Here is a 23,321-nt window from a genome sequence, read left to right on the forward strand (position 1 = left end):
TATTCTTCTTGAGGAAGGTAACCAAGCTTTAAATTGTAAGAAGCTTTGGCAATATAAGGAATACAGTCTATTTCCTTAAATAGAGTTACTTCACCGAATGTCGCTCCAACTTCACAGGTGGTAATTAAGTTTTCTAAATTGTCTAAAAGTCTAACCTTACCCTCAAGAACAATATAAATACCTTTTTTATTGTCTGATACTTGCCAGAATAGCTGTGCTACTGGTGGCTCTAGGATTTGAATAGCTTGGATGCAGCTTTGCAACTCACTTTCCGTAAGGGACTCGCTGAAGAAATCTCTTATTGTTTTATACAAATATTCTTGAGGAAATACATATCTCATATACCCTGGTTCTCCATTGTTATTTTAGTAATCGCAGTACATAATCACCCTGCATAATAGAGCTATAAATTTCTCTGATCACAATGAAGCATAGGAAAAATTCTGACCATTATCTTGAAAAAGCATTGCCATCGACTGCCAATATTGAGACTGCAAATTTATATCTGAGTTATGACCAAGTATCTGAGATTTGACATTTGATTTGACATTTTTTTGTAGTATATTTTTGTGATGTTGACAGACATCAATTATCAAGCTAATAGTAATGTAATGTATGAATTTAAACCGTATCATGCATGTTAATCAAATAATTGTATTAATTCGGAGATTAAACCATCTGGTGTTAACTCACGCCGAAGTTTAACAGATATTAATATTACAAGTCGTAAATATTCAAGTATTACTGAGTTAAACCTCATCTACCTTGAGAACTTTAGTTTTCGAGCCAGGAATTTGGGATTGCTTCTGAGCATCGTAATGACACATACAAATAATCAGAAACTCCAGGTTTCAACATGGACGGGGTTTATAATCCCCTGATAATAGAGGGAATAGGGATATTACCCCAGTTAAGAGACAAATGAAAGCTCTACATTAAAATTACCAAAGTAATTGTTTTGATGTTTTTTGTTTCTCCTAGTCATCATTAAATGGTTATCAAAAAAAAATTATACAGTCGAAATATATTTCTATAGTTTTATGCATGTTTTTACTTTGTTCAGATTTTATAACAGATTGCCCACATAACCCACTCAAATACTATGAATTTCATAATAGCTTTACATAATATTTTTGGAATCTTTTTATAAACTCGATGAATTCCCTGTTTACAAGCTAAATATTAAGAAATTATTGGTCTAATCTTAATTGGTTAATTTTAATTAGAGAAAATTTACAAATTAATTAGAGAAAATTTACAAATTAAGCTTTAAATTGCTATAGGTTAAATGTAGACAATCAGAAAAACTCACCCTGAAAGCACTTGAAATAAAAGAGATTTTTTTGTATTTTTGTAACAAGTAGCCTATTTAATAATTTATGTATAATAATTGATTATTACTAGGCTCTAAAGGAATAAGTTTTTATTTATACTATATTGCCACTTGGGTTTGCCTATTTGCTAGCAAATAGTAATATAGCGCTAGCTTTTCTTCCTTTCCATCTGTCGTAATCATTTACCTGATAGAATACAAAGTTGGAAAATCAAAAATTAAAAATTAGAAATTGATTGCTGTTCTTGGTGCAGGTGCGTGGGGAACCAGTTTAGGTAACATTGCCTTAGCTAATGGTCATAATGTAAATATTTGGTCCCGTAGGGGTTCCCTATCTTTGGCTCATGCTGTTAAAGATGCCGATATTATTTTGTCTGCAATTGCTGTGAAAGGGGTAAGTGAAGTTATTTCTCAACTTCAAGGATTAACTTTACCCTCCCATGCAATTTTTGTTTCCGCCACAAAAGGTTTAGATCCTCAAACACACTGCACGCCCTGTCAACTTTGGCAAGAAGCTTTTCCTAGCCATGCCGTAGTTGTACTTTCTGGCCCAAATTTATCTCAAGAGATAAAACAGGGACTACCAGCTGCGACGGTAGTTGCTAGTACTATTGCCAGTGCTGGGGACATGGTGCAATTAGTAATGTCTTCTAATCGTTTCCGAGTCTATACTAACCCCGATCCCTTGGGAGTAGAACTAGGAGGCACACTCAAAAATGTAATTGCGATCGCAGCTGGTGTTTGTGATGGTTTACAACTAGGAACCAATGCTAAAGCCGCTTTAGTTACCCGTGGATTAACGGAAATGGTTCGTATTGGTGTTCATTGGGGCGCACAAAAAGAAACATTTTACGGTTTATCGGGCTTAGGGGATTTACTCGCAACTTGTAACAGCCCCTTAAGTCGTAATTACCAGGTTGGTTATCAATTGGCTGGTGGTAAAAATCTTGCAGAAATTCTGACTAACTTACCAGGTACAGCAGAAGGCATTAATACCACTAAGGTTTTGTGGCAACGCTCCCAGCAAAAAAATATATCCATGCCCATTACTGAAAAATTGTATTGTTTGCTTCAAGGTAGAATGACAGCTAAACAAGCTCTAGAAGAATTAATGCTGCGAGATATTAAACCAGAATACCAGTACTGAATTTTGATATTTGTTAATTACACCATTGACAAATAGCGGAATTCCCTGAAAAAAACCTGTAAATCTTCAGGAAAGAATAAACATAGCCTGTATATAGGACTATGTGAAAAATAATATATTTTGGTTTATGTCTACATTTATACGAAATGACTCCTGCATTGAACAAGAAAAATTTTCATCATTCCATAATTAAATAATGTTCAAAGTCACTGCTATCCAATCATTTAGGCGAGCAAATATTTAATTGAATTTCGACAATTTAGCAGCAAGAATACTAGTGCTAAATGTAACTAGTAGTTGACGTTTGCAAAAAAAATTGTAAGCAACCTAAAAACTATGTTAGTTCATTGCCAATCACGGGAACAATAGCAACAGTTAATTAGCTGACCGTAATCTATCTGTTACCTGGAGCCATTGAGACGATACTTTATGCCAGCAACATCTTTTTACACAGATACTACCGACGAAGTCCAAAAGTCTTCTCAGGTTTTTGATGCCGAACTCACAGTTGATGATACCGTTGATGACACTGATTTATCAGTAACTGAAGATGAACTCGAGGAATTGGAGGCTGCTGCTGCTGAGCAAGTGCCCCTAACACCTAATCCTAACCGCCGCAGTACGGATCTTGTACGTTTGTACTTGCAGGAAATTGGTCGAGTTCGGTTATTGGGACGAGATGAAGAAGTTTCAGAAGCTCAAAAAGTTCAACGTTACCTAAGGCTAAGGATTCTTTTATCCACTACAGCCAAAAAAGGGGATAAAATTCTGGAACCCTACCTCGGTTTAGTTGAAGCTCAGGAGCGATTAGCATCAGAATTAGGACATCGTCCTTCCTTGGAACGTTGGGCTAGGACTGGTGGTGTGGACGTATTTGAACTCAAGCGTATTCTTTCCCAAGGGAAGCGACGCTGGGCGGAAATTGCTAAATTGACTGTGGAAGAGTTGGAAAAAGTCCAAGCCTCAGGAATTCAGTCAAAAGAGCATATGATTAAGGCGAACCTTCGTCTAGTTGTATCCGTTGCCAAGAAGTATCAAAACCGTGGTTTGGAACTATTAGACTTAGTGCAAGAAGGCACTTTGGGCTTAGAAAGAGCCGTTGATAAATTTGATCCCACTAAAGGTTATCGCTTTAGTACTTATGCTTACTGGTGGATTCGTCAAGGAATTACCAGAGCGATCGCAACTTCTAGCCGTACTATTCGCCTTCCAGTCCACATTACCGAAAAGTTAAACAAAATCAAAAAAGCTCAACGCAAAATCTCCCAAGAAAAAGGAAGAACTCCTACCTTGGAAGATTTGGCAGTAGAGTTAGAAATGACTCCTACCCAAGTCCGAGAAGTATTATTGCGAGTACCTCGTTCTGTTTCTCTGGAAACAAAGGTGGGGAAAGATAAGGATACTGAGTTAGGAGAACTACTGGAAACAGATAGTGTTACTCCCGAAGATATGTTGATGCGAGAGTCTTTACAAAGAGACTTACACAATCTTTTGGCGGATTTAACTACCAGAGAACGAGATGTAATTCTCATGCGGTTTGGTTTGGCTGATGGTCATCCCTACTCTTTAGCAGAAATTGGTAGAGCTTTAGAATTGTCTAGAGAACGAGTACGACAAATCGAATCAAAAGCCTTACAAAAATTGCGCCAACCCAAGCGACGCAATCTCATTCGTGACTACATGGAGTCACTTAGCTAGTTAAAAATTAAGGAATTAAGGAATTAAGGAATTATTGAGGCGCAAGGCATTGCGCCTTTTTTTCTGGTTACTTATTTCTATTGAGTATTCTTTATCCAAACTAATCATTAATTCTTAATTCGTCAATACTTAACAAAGTTTTAACGTTACTATTATTAACTTTGGATTCACATTCATAATTTACATAATTCACTAGTTCTTAATTTTTATTTGCAATAAGGTAAAGTAAATAGTTAGGCTCTTTACAAAAATTTACCTCACCTACTATCTTATAGAGATCTTACTAGGTGGGGATCAAGGATTATTGAGACAGAAATCACGACTAATTCAAGATGACAAAATTTCTAGCAACTATTCTCAATAAGAATCAATTGTTGCTAAAAGGGCAAATAATTTGTTATATTCTCAATTAATAGCCTTTGTTGAGAAATATTAGTATGAGTGTTTACACATCTTCTGCACTTAAGGCAGAATTAAACGATCGCGGTTGGCGTTTGACTCCCCAGCGAGAGACAATTTTGCATATTTTCCAGGAATTACCCCAAGGGGAGCACCTCAGTGCTGAAGACCTTTATCATCGTCTAGAAACAGAAGGTGAGGGTATCAGCCTATCAACTATTTACCGTACTCTTAAGTTAATGGCACGGATGGGTATACTTCGGGAATTGGAATTGGGAGAGGGGCATAAACATTATGAAATCAATCAGCCCCACCCCCATCACCACCATCACCTGGTCTGTGTCAAATGTAATTCAACTATTGAGTTTAAAAGTGACTCAATTTTAAAAATTGGTGCGAAAACTGCCCAAAAGGAAGGCTATCAATTGCTTGATTGTCAATTAACTATCCATGCAGTTTGTCCTCAATGCCAAAGGTCATTAGTCCCAATGTAGTTCTTTGTTTGTTGAACTATCCAGACGCAATAAATAATTCACAACCGAGGGATTAAGCAAACTTATTGGACAGCAACATAGTCAAAACCAAATCTAGTGGGCGTTAGAAACTACCGTTTCTAACGTCCCTCAGACTGATGCCATAAAACTCCTGGGCATTTCTGATTGCTTTTTTGGTATCATTTCCTAATTTGCCATTCAGAGGTCCTTTGTAAAAGCCTCTTTTCCGCAGTCGTCTTTGTACTTCCAGGACATCAAACTTTCCTTGGTTATTTTTGTTGATGACGCTGTATAGTTTGGCGCGAGTCGTAGGACCGGCAATACCACTAGGTGCTAGGTAATTATTTGCCTGAAAACGGCGCACAGCATCTGAAGTGTAAGGTCCATAATAGCCATTAGGTTCTCCCTGCAAATACCCAGCTTTAATCAACTGTGCTTGTACGACTCTAACAACTTCACCACGATGACCTAGACGCAGTCTATTGTCATCAATCGCCTTATTTTTAGTAGCATCTTCTCCATAACCGATATTTAGTGGAGGTAATTTGCTCTTAGTTGATGGCCCCACAATTCCATCAACATCTAACTTGTAGGCAGCTTGGAATTTTTTAACTGCATCTTCGGTAATGGGACCAAAAATTCCATTGGCATTGCCATAGTAAAAACCTGCTATTCGTAGTTGTTCTTGCAGGATTTTGACTTCATTCCCTTCAGAACCCCGAGCCAGAAATTTACTTTTGCCAGTAGAAGATGTAGAAACAGTAGTAGTTTTGACCACATTACTACTTGCCCTGGCTTGAGTCTTAGCTGGCTTGGGTTTCTTGCTGGTATTGCGACTTACTTTGGAAGTACGCCAATTTTTTAATTTTTGTAAAGTGTTGGTGCTAGCAATACCATCTACTGTCAAGCCACTAGCTTTTTGGAAGCGACGAACGGCATGTTCTGTATTAAAATCATATTTTTGAGTGATATTGGCTTGATAAAAACCTGCTGCTTTTAATTGTTGTTGTAATTTTGTCACAGAGGGTCCTTGATCGCCTCTTTCTAGTGCCAAAGCACTGCTGACAATGCTGAGGATAGATAAGGTGAAAATTAGGGGTAAAAGATATTTCCAAGCTTTACTAGAAAATTTTGTCCAATCAGGTGCTACTGATTGCTTCAGTGAATGGCTATGAGCAATCAATTCACTGGATGGGTTGTCCTCGTAGGCAAATGCTACGTGCAAATACGCAAGATTATCCATAGGTTCTTCTTACACCACTGTTTTAGCTTCGATTGCGGCTTCGGCTTGATGAACTAGATTTCGTAAGGTTTCTAAGGTCTCTATATTTACATCCTGCCATAAACCACGTTGATTTGCTTCTAATATTCTCTCAGCAATATCACGTAAAGCATAGGGGTTGTGCCGCTGAATAAATTGGCAGGTGTTGGCATCTAGTAAATATGCTTGGACTATGCCTTGGTACATATAGTCTTCTACGCATTTGGTGGTGGCATCGTAGGCAAATAAATAATCTACCGTTGCTGCCATTTCAAAGGCACCTTTATAACCGTGACGCATGACTCCGGCAATCCATTTAGGGTTAACAACGCGGGAACGATAAACACGGGCAATTTCTTCTTTCAGGTGGCGGATGCGGGGTTTGCTAGGGAGGGAATGATCGCCAAAATAGATTTGGGGATTTTTTCCTTGAGCAGAGCGTACTGCTGCTGTTAATCCTCCTTGGAATTGGTAATAATCATCGGAGTCAAGTAAGTCATGTTCCCGGTTATCTTGATTGTGTAGTACCACCTCCATGTTTTTTAGTCGGCATTCAAAAGCTTCGGGTGCGGATTTTCCCCAGGATTGAGGAGTGGAGGAGTGAGAGAGTGATGGAGTGAGGGAGTGAGGGGAATTTGTCCCCCTGCTCCCTGCTCCCTGCTCCCTTGCCTCTTGTATCCCCCTGCTCCCTGCTCCCTGCTCCCCTGCCTCCTTGTCCTCTGCCTCTTGTCTAGAGTAGGCGTAACAACTCCAGTTAATATAGGCACGAGCTAAATCTTGATCATCTATCCAGTTTTGGGATTCAATTAAGCCTTGGAGTCCGGCTCCATAGGCACCGGGTTTGGAGCCGAAAATGCGGTATTGCGATCGCTGTTTGGCTCTGGGCAAATCTAAGCCTTGTTGAGTCCAAAATTCGGTTTCTTGCTTGACTTGTGTTGCTAATGGGTTCTGTGCTGCCGGTTCGTCTAAGGCTGCAACTGCTATGACTGCCCGATCAAATAAGTCTATGAGGTTAGCAAAAGCATCCCGGAAGAAGCCAGAAATACGTAAAGTAACATCCACGCGAGGACGACCTAAAACTGTTAGGGGTAAAATTTCAAAATCCACTACCCGTCGCGCCACACCATCCCATACTGGTTGTACTCCCAATAAGGCTAATGCTTCAGCAATATCATCTCCTCCGGTTCGCATGGTGGCTGTTCCCCACATAGATAAACCTAGTGTTTTAGGATACTCGCCATTTTCTTGGGCGTAACGTTCTATAAGTGCTTCAGCAGCTTTTCTGCCTACATCCCAGGCTGTTTCTGTGGGTAGTGCTCGGATATCAACGGAGTAAAAATTATTGCCAGTTGGCAGTACTTCTGGTCTTCCTCTTGTGGGTGCTCCTGCGGGGGAACTGGGTATATATTTACCATCCAAACCCCGTAATAGGTTGGTAATTTCTCGGTGGGTTTGTTGCAGCGCGGGGAGGAGGTAATTGTTAATCCAATTTAGGGAGTGGGTAGTGAGGGAGTGGGGGAGTGGGGGAGTGAGGGAAGTGAGGGAGTGAGGGAGTGAGGGAGTGTGGGGATATTTTTCTTCCTTGTTCTCCTTGTCTCCCCCTACTCCCTGCTCCCTGCCCTCCTGCTTCCCCCTGCTCCCTGCTCCCTGCCCCTCTGCCTCCTCTATTAAATTTTGTATTAAAATGGCAACTTGATGTTCTAGCAGTTCGACTGCATCGCCGATGGTACGGCAAGGTTGGCTGTATATGTTGAGTAGGAGTTGATGGCTATGGGGTGAGAGTTTGCTGCTCAAGTCGTCGGTAAGGGGGTCAAAATCTAAACCTAAATCTGTTGCTAAGGCGCGGGTAATACCGATATGATGGCGGTGAGGATGACGAGCGATCGCAATAATTAAATCTCGGAGTTGATGTTTCTGGGGACATTGACCAAAAATATGCAACCCATCCCGAATTTGAGCTTCTTTTAGTTCACAAAGATAGCCATCCATCTTGTTAATTGCTAATTCCCCTGGACTATCTTCCACGCCCAAATCTAGGTTAAGATTTTCTTGCACGATTAATCCACTGATGCGATCGCTAATGGCTGGTAAACGACTAGGATCTAAACTTTCCGCTTCGTAATATTCGTCAATTAGATTTTCTAAATTTTGTAAAGATCCATAAAGTTCTGCTCTGGTTAGGGGTGGGGTGAGGTGATCGATAATTACAGCCTGGGCGCGACGCTTGGCTTGGGAACCTTCCCCTGGATCATTGACAATGAAGGGGTATAAATGGGGTAATGCTCCCAGGGCGATTTCTGGATAGCAATTACTAGATAAAGCAATACTTTTACCAGGTAGCCATTCTAAGTTGCCATGTTTACCGACATGGATGACTGCATCAGCTGCAAAACATTCCCGTATCCAGTAATAAAAGGCTAAATACTCATGGGTAGGTTCTAAATCTGGAGCATGATAATTCAAGCTAGGATCCATATCGTATCCTCTTGCTGGTTGGATGCCGATAAAGATATTACCGAGTTGAATCCCAGAGACTGGAAAAATTGAGTCAGTGGGGGGATATGATTCTGAGATAGTTTGCCAATGTTCAGGAGTTCCCCAGCGTTGTGTAATTGCCTTTTGTACTGCTGCTGGTAAAGTCGTAAAATATTCTGCGTACTCTGACAAAGATACACTTTGTAAAATCTGGCGTAATTCCCTGGCTTCGGGATCGTTGGTGACACCAGAGGTTAAGATTTCAATTAATTCGTCCCCCGTGTTCGGGATATTCTGCAAACAGTATCCTTCTGCTTGCAAAGCCTGGAGAATTTCTATACAACTAGCTGGAGTATCCAAACCCACACCATTAGCCAGTCTGCCATTACGAGTGGGGTAATTAGCCAAAATGAGGGCAATGCGGCGCTCTGAAGGAGCTTGAGAACGTAATTTTACCCAATTAGCAGTAAGATTAGCCACAAAATCAATGCGATCGCTTACTGGTTCATAGACTACCACATCTGTCTCTAAATCGGGGTTGCGTACTTTTAAAGTCTTAAAGGATACAGCACGACTAATAATGCGTCCATCCACCTCTGGTAAAGCTACATTCATGGCAATATCCCGTGGTGAAAGTCCTTGCCATTGTGACTCCCATTGTGATTGGGAACCACTACTGAGAATCACCTGTAACACTGGTACATCTAATTTTTGCCATAAATCAATTTGGGGTGTTTCTGTATCCAAACGAGCGACGGAAAAACTAGTGGTATTTAAGATGAGGGAAATAGGAGTTTCTTCCTGGGGTTGGAAAAATTTGATTAAATCTTCTTGAACATCAACTTCCCGTAAGGAAGACACAAACATCGGAACAGGTACTAAATTCCGTTCTACCAAAGCAGTACACAAAGCATCAATTACCTTCGTGTTACTTGCTAAATAATGGGCGCGATAGAAGATAATACCCACCTTGGGGAGAGTGTGGGAAGTGTGGGGAGCAATATTATTTCTTTCACTCATTCCCTCCATCACTCCATCCCTCCTTCCCTCCATCACTCCATCCCTACGATAAGCCCCTACCGCGTCTACACTCTTCCATTCATAAACTCCCACCCTAGGAGCAGGTTGAGGAAGAGGAGGATTATAGGTGGTTGATAGACAAGTATCAGCGATAAATTGTAAGGCATTAACTATATTGTCTCTACCCCCTTCATGAAAATAGCGCCAAATTTGATGAATAATTGCCAGTGGTAAAGTCGAATGATTAATTAATTCGGGATCGAGAATATCGTCTCCAGGCATTAAAATCAGGCTTATACCCTTACGTTGGACAATTTCCTGGATTACTTCCAAGCCATAAGCCCAATAAGACTGTCCTCCCAATAAGCGTATAATAATAACTTGGGCAAACTCCAAAACTTCTTCAGCATAAGCATCAATACTAATCTGATGCTGTAATTGCAAGAGATTAGCAACACGGAAGGTTGGAAACTGTGCTGGTAATTTGGGAACTGTCGCCGCTAAAGTTTGAATATCGGTATCAGCAGCCGTAAGGAAAACTAAGTCAGCTGGCGTTTGTTCTACAAACGTTACACCATCAGATAAAGGATTCCAGTCCCCTGACATGGCATTTATACGATGCATAATTCTGTGTTAGCGTCTTACACTGTGGTTAGTTAGGACAAAATACAAAACTGCTAAACCAGCATTTATTTCCTCTTGCCAGATTTTTGAAAATGCTTAGTTCTCCAGATTTGAGCTTTTCTCGCACCTTAAGTGCAGTTGTATTTAATCAGCTTGGCAAATTATTACAGCAAATGGCTCAAGCTGTAGAAAATCCGAAGCCATTAGTTATCACAGAAGAACTATTGGTACGAATTCCTATACCTGAAAATTGGCGCTTACAACGGTTTACAGTAATCGTTTCTCAGGGTTTTAATGCCTTACTACTAGGTTCTCTGGAACATCAAGAGGGTATTAAACAAACTGAAGATTTTTTCACATCCCTCCTAAGTGAAGATAATTTAACATCTATTGGATCCCCAGACACACTAAATGTCAGCTTAACATTTGATGGTTATGCGATCGCTTCTTTTTTAAAGATATTGAAGGGATTGTTTAGTGCTGATTCCCAAACTCATCATCTCCTATCACAATATTTGCCAGTTATTGGCGCAAATGACCCTAATTTACAAAGCCAATTCACACTGCTGTTATTAAAATATTTCTTACCTGAAAATTCACTAGAACCAACAGGCTCAGATGTATCAGCATATCCTTATATCTCCATTTGTCAACCAGTAGAAGATGCTCTCAAAAAACAAGTTGCTCAAGAGCAGCTGTTAAATCAAGTTATTACCCAAACCCGTAAAAGTCTTGATTTAAACGTGATTATGGCGACTGCGGTTGACCAAGTTCGTGAATTTCTCGGATTGGATAGGTTAGTAATTTACAAATTTGAGGGATCCACACCCAATCTTGCTCCCAAATCGACTATCAACAATAATAAATCAAATAGTTTGCAGATTTATTCATCTTTGGAGTCATCACTAAATGGTTGGCAACAAAATCATGGTTGCATTGTCTATGAAGTGCGTGCTGATGAAAATATTTCTTCTGTTATGGATTGTCAGGAAGAACAATGCTTTGCTAGCCAATCCCCATGTTGGGAAAAATATCGCCACGGTTTTATTTTATCAGTAGATGATGTGGAAACAACTTATGCCCAAGAAGAATGTTTGTTAGAATTTTTCCGAGAAATTCACGTTAGAGCCATATTAGCAGCGCCAATCATATTTGAAGAAAAACTGTGGGGTTTACTGGTTGCTCATCAGTGTAATAAAAAACATAAATGGGCAGATAATGAAGTACAATTACTGTCAGCGATTGCCGAGCAATTAGCGATCGCAATTCACCAAACTGAGTTAATGCGCTCTCTGAATTTAGAAAAACAATCTCTGGAGAGAAGAGTAGTAGAACGTACAGAGGCTCTCCATGATGCTTTAGTTGCAGCTCAAGCAGCCGGTCGCCTCAGAAACGAATTTCTAGCCACCATCAGTCACGAATTACTCACCCCTTTGACTTATGTAATTGGCATGTCTTCTACTTTATTACGCTGGCACTTTGGAGAGTTAAATCAAAGACAAAGGGATTATCTGCAAACAATCCATGATAGTGGAGAACATTTGTTAGAAATGATTCATGATATCCTGGATTTATCGCAGATTGAAGCCGGTAAAGCTGTTTTGAATGTTACAGAATTTTCTTTAGCCCAAGTTGCGGAAGCTGCGGTAGAATCCCTATTAGAAAAAGCTACCAGCCAGGAAGTTAGTCTCTGCTTGGATTTATTGATTGAACCTCAAAATCATTGCTTCTGTGCTGACGCTAGGCGGGTGCAACAAATTATCTGGAATTTACTGAGTAATGGAATCAAGTTTACACCAAAATCAGGTAATGTAAATTTACGTATTTGGCGAGAAAACGATAATATAGTATTGCAAGTAGAAGATACAGGGATTGGTATTCCAGAAGATAAATTACCATTACTATTTGAGCAGTTTAACCAACTCGATACACCTTACAACCGTTTATATGAAGGAACGGGATTAGGTTTGGCATTAACTAAACAATTAGTAGAGTTACACCGGGGACGAATTGAAGTAGAATCCACCGTAGGTGCTGGTTCAATATTTACTGTTTGGATCCCATTACAACCTATATCTGATAAAGTTGATAGTTGTTAGTTGGTGGTTGGTAGTTGATAGTTTTTGAGTAGAACAATATTGTCCTAACCAATATGTTCATTACTATATTATATAATGTTCGCCCGATTACTTATGATATAGCCATCCATGCAAAAATCACCCAAACTCTTTCTCCTCCTGCTCCCTGCTCCCTGCTCCCTTGCAATCCTAATGACAAGTATTTAACCGGACATGATATTACCCCATTGATAAATCTAGGGGTTTGTATGTAGTTTGTTTTTCGCTCAAGCCTGGGATTTAATCTTTAGCAGACTTCACGGATATTTTGTTCGTTGAAAGGTTATCAGCTTTTGTCGAAACACCACCACCAAGGCTGCGGAAATATAAACCACCGATAGAGATTAAAAATCCTACATACCCCACTGCTTGAACTAAGTATAGATGCTGTCTGTAGCCCAATAAAGATTTGAAAATAATGCCGGGAAATTGACGCTCTGGTAATATTTGAGAAGTATTCCATACTAAAGGGCCCAAAATACAAGAGTGAACTTTGGTAAACTTTTCATAATAAAAACAAAGATTTCCCCAGCCATGACTACTGAGAGCCAAATTACCTAAACCTTGATCGAAGTTTTTCAAGGCTGTAACTACCAAGCCTGCCACAATTAATATTAACAAAACTCCCATTACCTGGAAGAATCGACGGATATCAATCTTGATACCCCAGTTAAATAAGAGTGAACCTATAAATGCAGCTAGGGCAAGTCCAGCCAAAGCGCCAAAAGCAGAAACTAACCCTTGTTGAAAATTAGCAGCAATAAATAGAACTGTTTCAAAACCTTCCCGAACGACAGCAATTAAAATTAAACTAAAAATTCCCCATGCACCATTAGAGGGATTTTGTAATGCCTGATTTACAGCTCCCTCAACATTGGCTTTCATAAACCTGGCTTGCCTTGTCATCCAGATTAACATCCAACTGAGCATAGCGATCGCTAGTATACAGAAGGTTGCTTCTAACCAAGGTTTAACCACAGAGGAATATTGGGGTTTAATTGCTGCTACAAATGGAATTAACCAACTAAACAGTACCCCAACTAACCCACTCACCAAAATACCCACTACTACACCTGCGTATACCCAAGGATTGAGTCGAGATTGTTCGGCTTTTTGCAGTAAAGCCAGCACAATTCCCACAACTAAGGCTGCTTCTACTCCTTCTCGCAGGGTAATAACAAAGGTAGGTAGAGCTGTACTGAAATCCATTATTTTTTAGTTGTTCTTTTTTATAGTCATTAGTTATTATGCCAAGTTTTTGATGCATATGGGTTACATAATCTATTTCGCCTTAATTTTTATTAGATTTAGACAATTAGAAAATCGAGCACATTCTGATTGTCAAAAAATGGTCTTAACTAATAACCAATGACTACTTTTACTTAACTAAAATCCCGTAACATTTTTTTGAGTTCGAGATTATGCATCTCTTCTTGTCCAATCATTGTTCTGGCAAATTCTTCTAGATAAATACTGGCATTAGTTACTGCATCTAGTAATTTTTTGTACATATTTAATGCATTTCTTTCGTGAACTAAACTTTCTTCCAGAATATCTTTGACAGAATGTTTATAAGTTTCTTCCATGGGCGCAATTTTTAAGGTTGGATGCCCATCTAATCCCGTGAGAATCTCTCCCACTTGTTGGGCATGAAGTAGTGATTCACTTGCCTGAGCTTTGAAAAAATCCACGATGGGGATGCGGTTAGGGCCAGTAACCATCAGGGAATAGTGAGTATAACGTACTACTCCTGCCAGCTCAAATTCCATAATGGCATTTAACAAGTCAATTGTCTTTTTGTCGTCGAGTTCTTGCATTAGTTATGAGTAATATTACGAGCCAGAGATTATCAGTGATGAGTTAATAGGTTATCAATGATACTAATGCCTAAAAAATATCAATTATTAGCATAGTTTTATCTTCATTTTTAACCTATTTTCCTATTATCACTAGTTTTAAACTTACCTTTATAATTCCAGTCCAAAACTTATTTAGTTCTGGTCAATTTATTTTACTATCTTTGTGCTTTTGTGCTGGCATCTTTAATTACTTTTTGGGAGTTTTCTTCAATATTTTTTACTAATTTACTCACATCATCAGGATTTTTCACTGGTGTGGCTGGAGCAATCACCGATGGCCATACTATTAACGGTTCTGTCATACTAGTTTCAATGGCTTTGTGTGCTTCTAGATTATATTGAGCCATTTGAGCAGAAATGCCTACCCTTTGTAGAGATTGTTGGCATAAATCACAAAACCACGGGTATATACAGATAATTCATAAAATTATTGCAATTATTCTCAGAGTATCACAGTTACTTGAAATTAATGCAAATTCTTGTCAAATATTTTTGTCTAAATAAATTGCTTAATATTTGCGATCGCCTGAAAATTCCACCCAAATCACAAAACCGTAGGAGCAGGATTCCTACAAGGTGATCTCCAGGTAGGGCTTGCTGTTCGCGGAGCGTGCCGTTAGGCATAAAAGTGTTTTGGTGAGGGTAGAGAGTGGGGAGTAGTTCCAGCTTCTTTATTTCTATTATTTTTGCCAAAAAAAATAACAGATGCAAGGATTTTAGGTTTAAAATCCTAATTCCCTTGCACTTATTTCCCAATAAAATAGCCTCAAAGCATTGATAAATCAATATTTTTCAGTTATTCAGCAGACCCTAGGTAGTTGCTACTTGGGCTTTTTAAAATTCGCTATTCCTTACAATCACCGTGCTACCATACTACATAAAGGATTAATTACCGCACCCAAAAAAATTCAAGGCGATGGTACAGCTACAACCAACATCCCAGTCTGCGGTTATCTATCCAGATAGTGATGGTAAACCCATGGCAGACAATACAAAGCAGTTTCGCTGGATTGTGGTGATTCAGCAAAATCTTGAGTGGCTGTTTGCAGATAACCACAATGTATTTGTTGCTGGCGATTTATTGTGGTATCCCGTCGAAGGTGAGAATAAAAGACGTGCAGCCCCTGATGTCATGGTAGTATTGGGTCGTCCCAAGGGGGATAGGGGTTCTTATAAACAGTGGGAAGAAGAAAATATTCCACCCCAGGTAGTGTTTGAAATCCTCTCGCCAGGAAATACCAGAGCGGAGATGAACCGAAAACTTTTATTTTATGATCGCTTCGGAGTAAATGAGTATTATCTCTACGATCCCGATAGTAATGAGTTGAATGGTTGGCTGCGTCGAGAAGGATTTCTAGATGTGATTGAGTCAATGGTAGATTGGGTTAGTCCTCAATTGCAGATAAGGTTTGATTTTTCAACAGATGAGTTACAAATTCTTCGTCCAAATGGACAACAGTTTTTGAGCTATGTTGAGATTGCTCAACAAGCTGAAGAAGAACGTCAAAGGGCTAATACAGCTGAAGATAAGGCAAATCGTTATGCAGAAAAGTTACGAGAAATGGGGATCGATCCAGAGCAGATTTAACTATGGAAGTACAGGCATAATAACCTGTCAAACAATAACGAATTTAATTTAATTTAATTTAGTAACCATGACTTCTTCTTCACCCTTAGCAATTTCTCAAAAAGATGAGATAATCTTTCCTCGCTATTTTACTCCTGATGGGGAGTTAGTTCCTAGTCCTGGAGAAGCAGCTGAGCAAGAAAAACAACGTGCTGAGCAGGAAAAACAACGAGCTGAGCAGGAAAGACAACGAGCTGAACAGCTAGAAGAAAGACTGAGAAGCTTGGGAATTAATCCAAATGAATTATAAAACTGTGGGGATTGTCTGGCGAAGTAAAGGTAGATACTTAACTATATCAATGCATTTTTATTAACTTTCCAGAGATTTTAAATCAGTATAATTACTTTGATTAGATTAGAAAACTATATAAACACCGATAGCCCACAAGCTAAAGCCTGGGGCTATCACGCGCAAGTTCATACAAGAGACAATACTATACCAGCAAACTCTGCATCAAAGGCTTATCTGTCAACAACTTACCACTCCGCAACCATTCTTCCATTTCCATAGGTGCTTGGGCTTGATTCAACTTCTCCCGCAATCCTGTACCTTCGAGAATTTCCTGCTCCAACAATTCCTGAGCAGTTTCTTCTAACAACTCCTGGTTTTCATGGAGAATTGTTAAAGCAATGTGGTGAGCATTATCCATAATCCGCTTTACTTCCCGGTCAATTTCCTCCGCAACCTGGGGACTGATAGCACGTCGGGGGTTGGGATAGCCATCTAAGAATTGTTGTTGAATCTTTTCAAATGCTACTGGCCCGAGTTTATTGCTCATCCCATATAATGTCACTACCCTTTCTGCTAAATCGGTAGCTTTTTGGATATCATCACTAGCTCCTGTGGACACCTTACCAAAAATGACTTCTTCTGCAGAACGTCCACCCAGTAAGGTCGCAATCCGCCCGCGAATTTCATCTTCTACCATCAAAAATCTGTCTTCTTCTGGCATCTGAATGGTATAACCCAATGCACCTATACCACGGGGAACAATGGAGATTTTTTCCACCTTACCTGCTCCCGGCATTAATGCACCGATGATGGCATGACCAACTTCATGATAGGCTACGGTCTTTTTCTCAGTCTCATTCAACACACGAGAGCGTTTTTCTAATCCAGCTACCACTCGCTCAATGGCTTCATTGAAATCTGCCATTACTACTGCTGGGTGATTTCGTCGTGCAGCTAATAACGCAGCTTCATTTACCAGGTTGGCTAAATCTGCACCAGCAAAGCCGGGAGTTCGGATAGCGACAGTTGCTAATTCCACATCATCAGCCAATTTGACGTTTCTGGCATGGACTTGAAGAATAGCTTCCCGTCCAATTTTATCAGGGCGATCCACCACTACTTGGCGATCAAAACGTCCGGGACGACGTAAAGCAGGATCCAGAATTTCTGGACGGTTGGTGGCGGCGATAATAATTACCCCAGTATTGGCATCAAAACCATCCATTTCCGTAAGCAACTGATTCAGGGTTTGTTCCCGTTCATCATTACCACCCATCATCGGACCTGCACCACCACGGGATTTACCTAAGGCATCCAATTCATCAATAAAAACTATACAGGGAGCTTGCTGTTTAGCTTGTTCAAATAAGTCCCGCACCCGTGCAGCACCTACACCGACAAATAACTCAATAAACTCCGAGCCAGAAATACTGAAGAAAGGTACAGCCGCTTCCCCAGCCACAGCTTTTGCCAGCATGGTTTTACCAGTTCCTGGAGGGCCGACTAACAGCACACCTTTAGGAATTTTTGCCCCTAATTGAGTGTACTTACCTGCATCCTTGAGAAAATCAATAATTTCCTCTAACTCTGCTTTAGCTTCATCCACCCCAGCCACATCGTTAAATTTTACCCCTGTAGTTCCTTCCGAGTAAATGCGAGCTTTGCTTTTACCCACCGTCAATGCTGCGGGTCCACCGTTCTGACGACTCATCAAAAAGCCCCAAATACCGAAGAAAATTAACGGTGGTGCAACCCAGCTGAGGAGAGTTCCAATCCAAGCGTTTTGGTTTGGTGGTGGTGCAGCAAATTGAACTTCATGGTTCCGGAGAATCTTGGGTAAATCCAAATCAAGAGCTACTGGTGTAGTTTGGAATACCTGCTCTTGGGTTTTTCCTTCTGGGGTTTGCACTTGCATCGAATACTCAATGCGATCGCTACCCACCATTGCCTTGTCTACTTTTCCTGCCTCTACCTGAGCGATAAAGTCGCTGTAGGGCACTTGTTGTAATCGAGGTCCAAAGAAGCTAGGAACAATAAAATTTAGTACTAACAGCAGGGAGAGTAAAATTAGTAAACTGCCTCCAAACTGACGTATTTTTGGCGGTTTGACTTGTTTTTTATCATTAGTTTCTACAGGCATTTTTGATAAATCCTCCATTGAAAACAGTTATCCTTTATCAGCCAAAATCATGTAATTAATTTCCCCCTTGCACCCTATTTCCTATTTTTATGTACCTTGTCCTAACTTTTCAGCTATTAACTATTTTCAATCAAGTTCCTTCATGTATGTTTTTACACAATCAAGGACGAAAAAACTTCTTTCCTCCAGCAAAGCTGCCTTTTTCAAGAAAGTAACAAAGCGAACAAACCACATAGGGCGATTCCATCAAAAACTCCAGCACCACCAATACTTAAAACTCCCGCACTCATCGCTTGAATATCCGGCAAATGTAATAAATCAGCACCGATTAAAGTTCCCAATACACCGCCAGCGAAAGCAACAGGAGCAGTATGGGGTGAGGTAAAAATTGGATTTACCAGCATTGCAGAGATGACAGCAGTAACTGGAGCTAATAAAGGATGCATTTGAATCCCAATGCCGGGTACCACCTTGGCTGCATAATAACTAACCCCTGTAACAATGGTAGTCACTAACAAAATTGCTAACACATTAGCTTGGGTAAGCTGATAGAGAGCTAAAATTACAGGAATCACTCCACCACCAACATTTACAGCTACAATTGTAGAACGCTGAATTTTCCGTAAGGGAATACCCCAAAATTCCCTCAACCATAAATCAGTAAAATCATCTGCTACCTCCACAGAGGATTGAGTCCGATATAGTGGGATATTGATAGTGCTACCGATAATTACCAGAGTTAACAAAAATAAAGCAATACTAGGAGAGAATCCTAACTTTGCTACAGCTATTCCCACCACATCTACTGCTACAGTTAACCAGATAAAAGGTAAGAGCAGTAGTAACAACAGAAATAGGAGTAGGGGAACTGGTAAGTAAATCATAGGACTGTAAAGCAGAAATTGTATTCATTCAGTCCAAAGAGACAAAAACTGTCTGATTGACTTCTTTTTTTTCCTGCTTAAACTTATTGTAGAAACTAGGCACCAAATAAACCTTTAGTGTCTCCCCCACTAAACAATGTGTATAGCCGTACTTCAATGGAAAATCAGCTGGGCTTTATTCTCAAGGTACTTATCCTCTCTATTGGACTTTCCTTTACAATTAAATATTTATGTCCATTTTTATCTATTCCTGCCACATCAAGTAATGCCTTGATCATTGTTTTGTTGCCGATCATTCTCTTAGGAGCTAGTTTAATTTGGCGATGGCGAGGACAGGAGAAGTTAACTAAAAACACCTAGATTAAATTCTGGAAAATCAGCTAAATTAGCTGAATTGGAATAAATACCATCTTATCGTCAGCCGGGGGTTAGGGCGTGAATCTAGAACAATGGATCGGTTTAATTGTCATTGTAATTGCATTATATATACTGTGGCAAATCAAGGAAGTACTTCTACTGATATTTGCCGCAGTTGTCCTAGCCACAACTTTAAATCGATTATCACAACGTTTCCAAAAATTGGGAATGAAGCGTGGATTCGCTGTGATACTGTCAGTGAGTATTTTTTTCGCCATCATTGTCGGTTTCTTTTGGTTAGTAGTCCCCCCCTTTGCTGACCAATTCCAAGATTTAACAAAGCAGTTTCCCGAGGGATTAGAGCGTTTTGATAATTGGCTAGGAGAAGTAAAACTTCGTGTCCCTAATGCCGTTAGCCCCTATATTCCCGATATTAACAGCTTAATTGTACAGGCAGAACCATGGTTAAAGCGTGTTGCAGGAAGTTCTGTTGCTTTTGTCTCTGGCTCCTTGGAAGTACTGTTAAAAATTTTGCTAGTGATGGTACTAACGGGAATGTTTCTTGCTGCTCCTTTAGCTTATCGCAAAGTATTTGTGCGTTTATTTCCCTCATTTTATAGGCGACGGGTAGATGGAATTTTAGACAAATGCGAAGTGTCCTTGGAAGGATGGGTGACAGGTGCGATAATCGCCATGTTTATAGTGGGAGGGATGAGTTTCTTTGGTTTGTGGATGTTGGGAGTTCCTGCTGCATTGGCTTTAGCAGTATTAGCAGGCTTTTTAAATTTGATTCCCAACTTGGGCCCCACCATGAGTGTAATTCCAGCAATGGCGATCGCATTTAGTCCTGATTCTCCTTGGCGTTCCCTGGGTGTGCTGGTACTCTACTTTTTAATTCAGCAGATTGAGAGTAATTTTCTCACACCCATAGTCATGGCACATCAAGTGTCATTGCTACCAGCAGTGACTTTAATTTCCCAGTTGTTTTTTGCTTACTTTTTCGGCTTCTTAGGTTTGTTTTTGGCTCTTCCTCTGACTGTTGTGGGCAGAATTTGGTTGGAGGAGGTGATAGTCAAGGATGTTTTGGATGAATGGGAAGATAAATCTAAGGTTGAAACCAAGTTTGTGATTGTTTCTGAGGAACATCAAAAGTTAGATTCAGATGAGGTATTGCTAGAGGAGGGAAGGAGTGATGGAGTGGAGGAGGGATGGAGTGGAGGAGGGATAGAGTGATGGAGTGATGGAGAAGTTCAGTCAGTCAGTTGCGATAAAACTTGTAATTGTTTCGGGGTTAGGAATCATGTAAAAATAAGTAGTGCAAGCGTCTCGCTTGCTATTTCCCAAACGTACTTATTACTTATTACTTATTACTTATTACTTATTACTTGATTTGAGGCGAGAGTGGTGCGTAAACGTTTAATCATTGAGATGGGTATGGGTATAGATCAACACGGACAGGAACCCACCGTAGCTGCCGCAAGGGCTGTGAGAAATGCGATCGCTCACAATGCTTTACCAGGAGTTTGGGAAGTTGCAGGTTTAAGTGATCCAAATGAAATGATTGTGGAAGTCCAAGTTGCTGTGCCATATTCAGAACAAGTACGGCAAGATGAGGTACTGGCTGTATTACCATTTGGTCAAAAAACTCTTACCCTGGAGTCTGGAGGAATGGTAGTTCAAGGTAAAGCAATTCCTGTACTCAATGATAAAAATGATGAAATGTTGATTGCTGTGGCTGCGGTTACTGTCTGGATCGATAATTAGACGCAAGTAATAAGTAATAAGTAATAAGTAATAAGTTTACCTACTCATAGGTTTGATAATTCAAAAATGTCCTAATGTGCTTTGGTAGTGCTATCTTAATTAAAGATTAGTAGAGATTGCTTGCACGGGGCAGGTGGGTATACACTGTTCGCAGACAATACAACGCGATCGCGTAAATGTGAGTTGGAATGTCTCTGGGTGCAAGGTTAAGGCTTGAGTCGGACAAACCCCAGTACACAAACCACAATGGACACATACACCCTCATCGATTACTATTTCTCCTAGGGTGAGAGATACATGAATATGATGCGATCGCATCCATTCAATTGCTGCATCCAATTCATCTATATCCCCTGATAACTCTACTACTAATTTACCAATTTGGTTGGGAGCAACTTGAGCGCGGATAATATTTGCAGCAACGTTGAAATCTTTGGCTAGTCGATAGGTAATGGGTATTTGAATAGCCCGTTTGGGAAAAGTAAGGGTAAGTCTTTTTTTCACTGCTTTTTATAGTTGCTGGTTAGTCAGGAACACATAAATCCTAACTTTTCAGGATACGAATCAGCACATATCTTACAACTTCTCAATAAAAGTAATAGCGATTTAAAAAAATAATGACAGAAGAGTAAAAGGATACAAGCCCCTAAACTAATTTATGGGCAAATAATCAACAATTGTGCCACGATGCATAAGCATTCTTTCGCAATAATTCATTATTTCAAGCCTCTGACTTTAGACATGGGGTCAATCCAAAATCCAAAATCCAAAATTGAATGTTTTCTCTATTGGGAATCTACATCATAAGAATAGTGAATATAGCCTTTGTTTAATCAACTATGGTTCAAGTCATCCAAGCTCAAAATGTTATCCTTAGCTTTCTAGAAGAAAAATTTGCTCTGCAACTAGCTGATGATCAGGGATTCTTTACAGAGTGGTTTGAGGGCTTACCAGAAATTACAAGGTTAGAAAAGCAATATTTAAATGGAGTTAAAAATAACTTTCTTCGCTTAGTTGAGCACCCACCCATTTTAGAAGATGCAGTGAAAATGGTGGTTTTATCTCCACTTTTAGATTTAGCAGGATTTTATGACGATCCTTTCTTCATCACAACAGAAAAATCTTCTGATAAATTTACTTTATTCCGCCGCGAAAATGAACTGTATCAAGTCCTGGGTATATTAAAAAAACTGAGTCAAATTATTAGCCAGTAATTAAATCTATATTTTTTCAGCAAAGATTTAGGTAAACTAAAAATAACACTGCTTAATAAATTGTAATAAATCTACTATGAGTCAGGAATCACCTATTAATTCTACAGCCAAGCCTGAACCCAACACTGGAGCGAAGGTGAGAAACTTTTTAATTGCAATGGTAGCGATCGCTCTGAGTGTAGCTTTATTTTTGGGATTAAAAACAGAAACCAGTACCGCATCCTTAGATGAATTAAGCAAACAATCTACACCTCTAGAAGTGGCCATAAATAACAATAAACCATCCATAATGGAGTTTTATGCCGATTGGTGTACTGTCTGCCAAAAAATGGCTCCAGATATTGCCCAATTTAAACAAGAATATGCTGGCAAGGTAAACTTTGTCATGCTGAATGTTGATAATACCAAATGGTTGCCAGAAATGCTCAAATATCGGGTTGATGGTATTCCCCATTTTGTATTTTTAGGTAAAGATGGGGACACTATTGGACAAGCGATCGGCGATCAACCCCAGACGATTATGGCAAGTAATTTACAAGCTTTAGTCAGTGGTGATCCCCTTCCCTATGCTCAAGCTAGTGGAAAAGTTTCCCAGTTTTCTGCACCAGTCACACCAGCAGGGAATCAAAATGATCCCCGTAGTCACGGGAGTCAAGTTAGAGGACAAGGAGCAGGG

General features: G+C 39.9%; 19 protein-coding genes and 2 pseudogenes. 11 read left to right on the forward strand and 10 right to left on the reverse strand.

The features are described 5' to 3' along the window. Nucleotides 1–341, reverse strand: a pseudogene (locus CALSC_RS02670) (ABC transporter ATP-binding protein); the annotation flags it as partial. 1,224 nt (nt 342–1,565) lie between these two features. Between CALSC_RS02670 and CALSC_RS02675 the strand changes: the two are divergent. From CALSC_RS02675 to CALSC_RS02685, 3 genes are all read left to right on the forward strand, one after another. After that, nucleotides 1,566–2,480: an NAD(P)H-dependent glycerol-3-phosphate dehydrogenase gene (locus tag CALSC_RS02675; protein WP_088239881.1), complete on the forward strand. Its 915-nt coding sequence runs from the start codon at nt 1,566–1,568 to the stop codon at nt 2,478–2,480. Nucleotides 2,481–2,909: 429 nt separating this feature from the next. Further along, nucleotides 2,910–4,178 (forward strand): RNA polymerase sigma factor SigC, encoded by a 1,269-nt coding sequence (sigC, locus tag CALSC_RS02680; RefSeq protein ID WP_088239882.1) that lies wholly within the window; start codon nt 2,910–2,912, stop codon nt 4,176–4,178. A 437-nt stretch (nt 4,179–4,615) separates the two neighbouring features. Continuing rightward, on the forward strand, nt 4,616–5,071 hold the full coding sequence (locus tag CALSC_RS02685; RefSeq protein WP_088239883.1) for a transcriptional repressor: 456 nt from the start codon (nt 4,616–4,618) through the stop codon (nt 5,069–5,071). A gap of 103 nt (nt 5,072–5,174) precedes the next feature. On the opposite strand, the gene CALSC_RS02690 is transcribed toward CALSC_RS02685, so the two are convergent. Both CALSC_RS02690 and cobN read right to left on the reverse strand, forming a co-directional pair. Then, entirely contained in the window at nt 5,175–6,314 is a 1,140-nt protein-coding gene (locus CALSC_RS02690) for a peptidoglycan-binding domain-containing protein (protein ID WP_088239884.1), read from the reverse strand. A 9-nt stretch (nt 6,315–6,323) separates the two neighbouring features. Continuing rightward, entirely contained in the window at nt 6,324–10,451 is a 4,128-nt protein-coding gene (cobN, locus tag CALSC_RS02695) for a cobaltochelatase subunit CobN (RefSeq protein WP_088239885.1), read from the reverse strand. 92 nt (nt 10,452–10,543) lie between these two features. Here cobN and CALSC_RS02700 point away from each other — a divergent pair, with 92 nt between their 5' ends. Next, nucleotides 10,544–12,550 (forward strand): GAF domain-containing sensor histidine kinase, encoded by a 2,007-nt coding sequence (locus CALSC_RS02700; protein ID WP_088239886.1) that lies wholly within the window; start codon nt 10,544–10,546, stop codon nt 12,548–12,550. A gap of 258 nt (nt 12,551–12,808) precedes the next feature. Here the strand turns inward: CALSC_RS02700 and CALSC_RS02705 are convergent, their stop codons facing one another. The 4 genes from CALSC_RS02705 to CALSC_RS26220 form a co-directional block, all read right to left on the reverse strand. Further along, complete coding sequence (locus CALSC_RS02705) at nt 12,809–13,777, reverse strand: FTR1 family iron permease (RefSeq protein WP_088239887.1); 969 nt, start codon at nt 13,775–13,777, stop codon at nt 12,809–12,811. 173 nt (nt 13,778–13,950) lie between these two features. After that, nucleotides 13,951–14,385, reverse strand: coding sequence for a ferritin-like domain-containing protein (locus CALSC_RS02710; protein WP_088239888.1), 435 nt, complete (start codon nt 14,383–14,385; stop codon nt 13,951–13,953). 197 nt (nt 14,386–14,582) lie between these two features. Beyond that, nucleotides 14,583–14,774 (reverse strand): hypothetical protein, encoded by a 192-nt coding sequence (locus CALSC_RS02715; RefSeq protein WP_088239889.1) that lies wholly within the window; start codon nt 14,772–14,774, stop codon nt 14,583–14,585. 109 nt (nt 14,775–14,883) lie between these two features. Then, nucleotides 14,884–15,051, reverse strand: coding sequence for a hypothetical protein (locus tag CALSC_RS26220; RefSeq protein WP_159460555.1), 168 nt, complete (start codon nt 15,049–15,051; stop codon nt 14,884–14,886). A gap of 292 nt (nt 15,052–15,343) precedes the next feature. Here CALSC_RS26220 and CALSC_RS02720 point away from each other — a divergent pair, with 292 nt between their 5' ends. Together CALSC_RS02720 and CALSC_RS02725 are read left to right on the forward strand one after the other, a co-directional pair. Further along, entirely contained in the window at nt 15,344–16,015 is a 672-nt protein-coding gene (locus tag CALSC_RS02720; protein ID WP_088239890.1) for a Uma2 family endonuclease, read from the forward strand. A 121-nt stretch (nt 16,016–16,136) separates the two neighbouring features. Beyond that, a pseudogene (locus CALSC_RS02725) lies at nt 16,137–16,304 on the forward strand (Uma2 family endonuclease); the annotation flags it as partial. A gap of 184 nt (nt 16,305–16,488) precedes the next feature. On the opposite strand, the gene ftsH reads toward CALSC_RS02725, so the two are convergent. Together ftsH and CALSC_RS02735 are read right to left on the reverse strand one after the other, a co-directional pair. Further along, nucleotides 16,489–18,426 carry an ATP-dependent zinc metalloprotease FtsH gene (ftsH, locus tag CALSC_RS02730; RefSeq protein ID WP_088239892.1) on the reverse strand — a complete coding sequence of 646 codons (1,938 nt, stop codon included), beginning with the start codon at nt 18,424–18,426 and terminating at the stop codon, nt 16,489–16,491. 203 nt (nt 18,427–18,629) lie between these two features. Next, entirely contained in the window at nt 18,630–19,310 is a 681-nt protein-coding gene (locus CALSC_RS02735) for a DUF1614 domain-containing protein (protein WP_088239893.1), read from the reverse strand. Between the two features lie 156 nt (nt 19,311–19,466). Between CALSC_RS02735 and CALSC_RS02740 the strand changes: the two genes are divergently transcribed. The 3 genes from CALSC_RS02740 to CALSC_RS02750 all read left to right on the forward strand — a co-directional run bounded on the left by CALSC_RS02740 (nt 19,467) and on the right by CALSC_RS02750 (nt 21,431). Continuing rightward, a complete protein-coding gene (locus CALSC_RS02740) occupies nt 19,467–19,670 on the forward strand; it encodes a hypothetical protein (RefSeq protein ID WP_088239894.1) in 204 nt (67 codons plus the stop codon). A gap of 75 nt (nt 19,671–19,745) precedes the next feature. Then, nucleotides 19,746–20,900, forward strand: a complete 1,155-nt coding sequence (locus tag CALSC_RS02745) for an AI-2E family transporter (protein WP_088239895.1) — start codon at nt 19,746–19,748, stop codon at nt 20,898–20,900. Between the two features lie 168 nt (nt 20,901–21,068). Beyond that, a complete protein-coding gene (locus CALSC_RS02750; RefSeq protein ID WP_088239896.1) occupies nt 21,069–21,431 on the forward strand; it encodes a Lin0512 family protein in 363 nt (120 codons plus the stop codon). Between the two features lie 99 nt (nt 21,432–21,530). Here CALSC_RS02750 and CALSC_RS02755 read toward each other — a convergent pair whose 3' ends face one another. Beyond that, on the reverse strand, nt 21,531–21,935 hold the full coding sequence (locus CALSC_RS02755; RefSeq protein WP_088239897.1) for an NIL domain-containing protein: 405 nt from the start codon (nt 21,933–21,935) through the stop codon (nt 21,531–21,533). 335 nt (nt 21,936–22,270) lie between these two features. Between CALSC_RS02755 and CALSC_RS02760 the strand changes: the two genes are divergently transcribed. After that, complete coding sequence (locus tag CALSC_RS02760) at nt 22,271–22,645, forward strand: hypothetical protein (protein ID WP_088239898.1); 375 nt, start codon at nt 22,271–22,273, stop codon at nt 22,643–22,645. A 76-nt stretch (nt 22,646–22,721) separates the two neighbouring features. After that, nucleotides 22,722–23,321 (forward strand): thioredoxin family protein (locus CALSC_RS02765; RefSeq protein WP_088239899.1); only part of this gene is annotated, 600 nt, incomplete at its 3' end.

The sequence above is a fragment of the Calothrix rhizosoleniae SC01 genome (genome assembly GCF_900185595.1).
In the GTDB taxonomy this organism is placed as follows: Bacteria; Cyanobacteriota; Cyanobacteriia; order Cyanobacteriales; family Nostocaceae; genus Calothrix_A; species Calothrix_A rhizosoleniae.

Coding starts and splice junctions, on each gene's coding strand:
- CALSC_RS02705 (WP_088239887.1), bottom strand. CDS start 13,777: ATGGATTTCAGTACAGCTCTACCTACCTTTGTTATTACCCTGCGAGAA.
- CALSC_RS02700 (WP_088239886.1), top strand. CDS start 10,544: ATGCTTAGTTCTCCAGATTTGAGCTTTTCTCGCACCTTAAGTGCAGTT.
- CALSC_RS02685 (WP_088239883.1), top strand. CDS start 4,616: ATGAGTGTTTACACATCTTCTGCACTTAAGGCAGAATTAAACGATCGC.
- CALSC_RS26220 (WP_159460555.1), bottom strand. CDS start 15,051: ATGCCTAACGGCACGCTCCGCGAACAGCAAGCCCTACCTGGAGATCAC.
- CALSC_RS02740 (WP_088239894.1), top strand. CDS start 19,467: ATGGAAAATCAGCTGGGCTTTATTCTCAAGGTACTTATCCTCTCTATT.
- sigC (WP_088239882.1), top strand. CDS start 2,910: ATGCCAGCAACATCTTTTTACACAGATACTACCGACGAAGTCCAAAAG.
- cobN (WP_088239885.1), bottom strand. CDS start 10,451: ATGCATCGTATAAATGCCATGTCAGGGGACTGGAATCCTTTATCTGAT.
- CALSC_RS02690 (WP_088239884.1), bottom strand. CDS start 6,314: ATGGATAATCTTGCGTATTTGCACGTAGCATTTGCCTACGAGGACAAC.
- CALSC_RS02720 (WP_088239890.1), top strand. CDS start 15,344: ATGGTACAGCTACAACCAACATCCCAGTCTGCGGTTATCTATCCAGAT.
- CALSC_RS02715 (WP_088239889.1), bottom strand. CDS start 14,774: ATGGCTCAATATAATCTAGAAGCACACAAAGCCATTGAAACTAGTATG.
- CALSC_RS02735 (WP_088239893.1), bottom strand. CDS start 19,310: ATGATTTACTTACCAGTTCCCCTACTCCTATTTCTGTTGTTACTACTG.
- CALSC_RS02760 (WP_088239898.1), top strand. CDS start 22,271: ATGGTTCAAGTCATCCAAGCTCAAAATGTTATCCTTAGCTTTCTAGAA.
- CALSC_RS02710 (WP_088239888.1), bottom strand. CDS start 14,385: ATGCAAGAACTCGACGACAAAAAGACAATTGACTTGTTAAATGCCATT.
- ftsH (WP_088239892.1), bottom strand. CDS start 18,426: ATGCCTGTAGAAACTAATGATAAAAAACAAGTCAAACCGCCAAAAATA.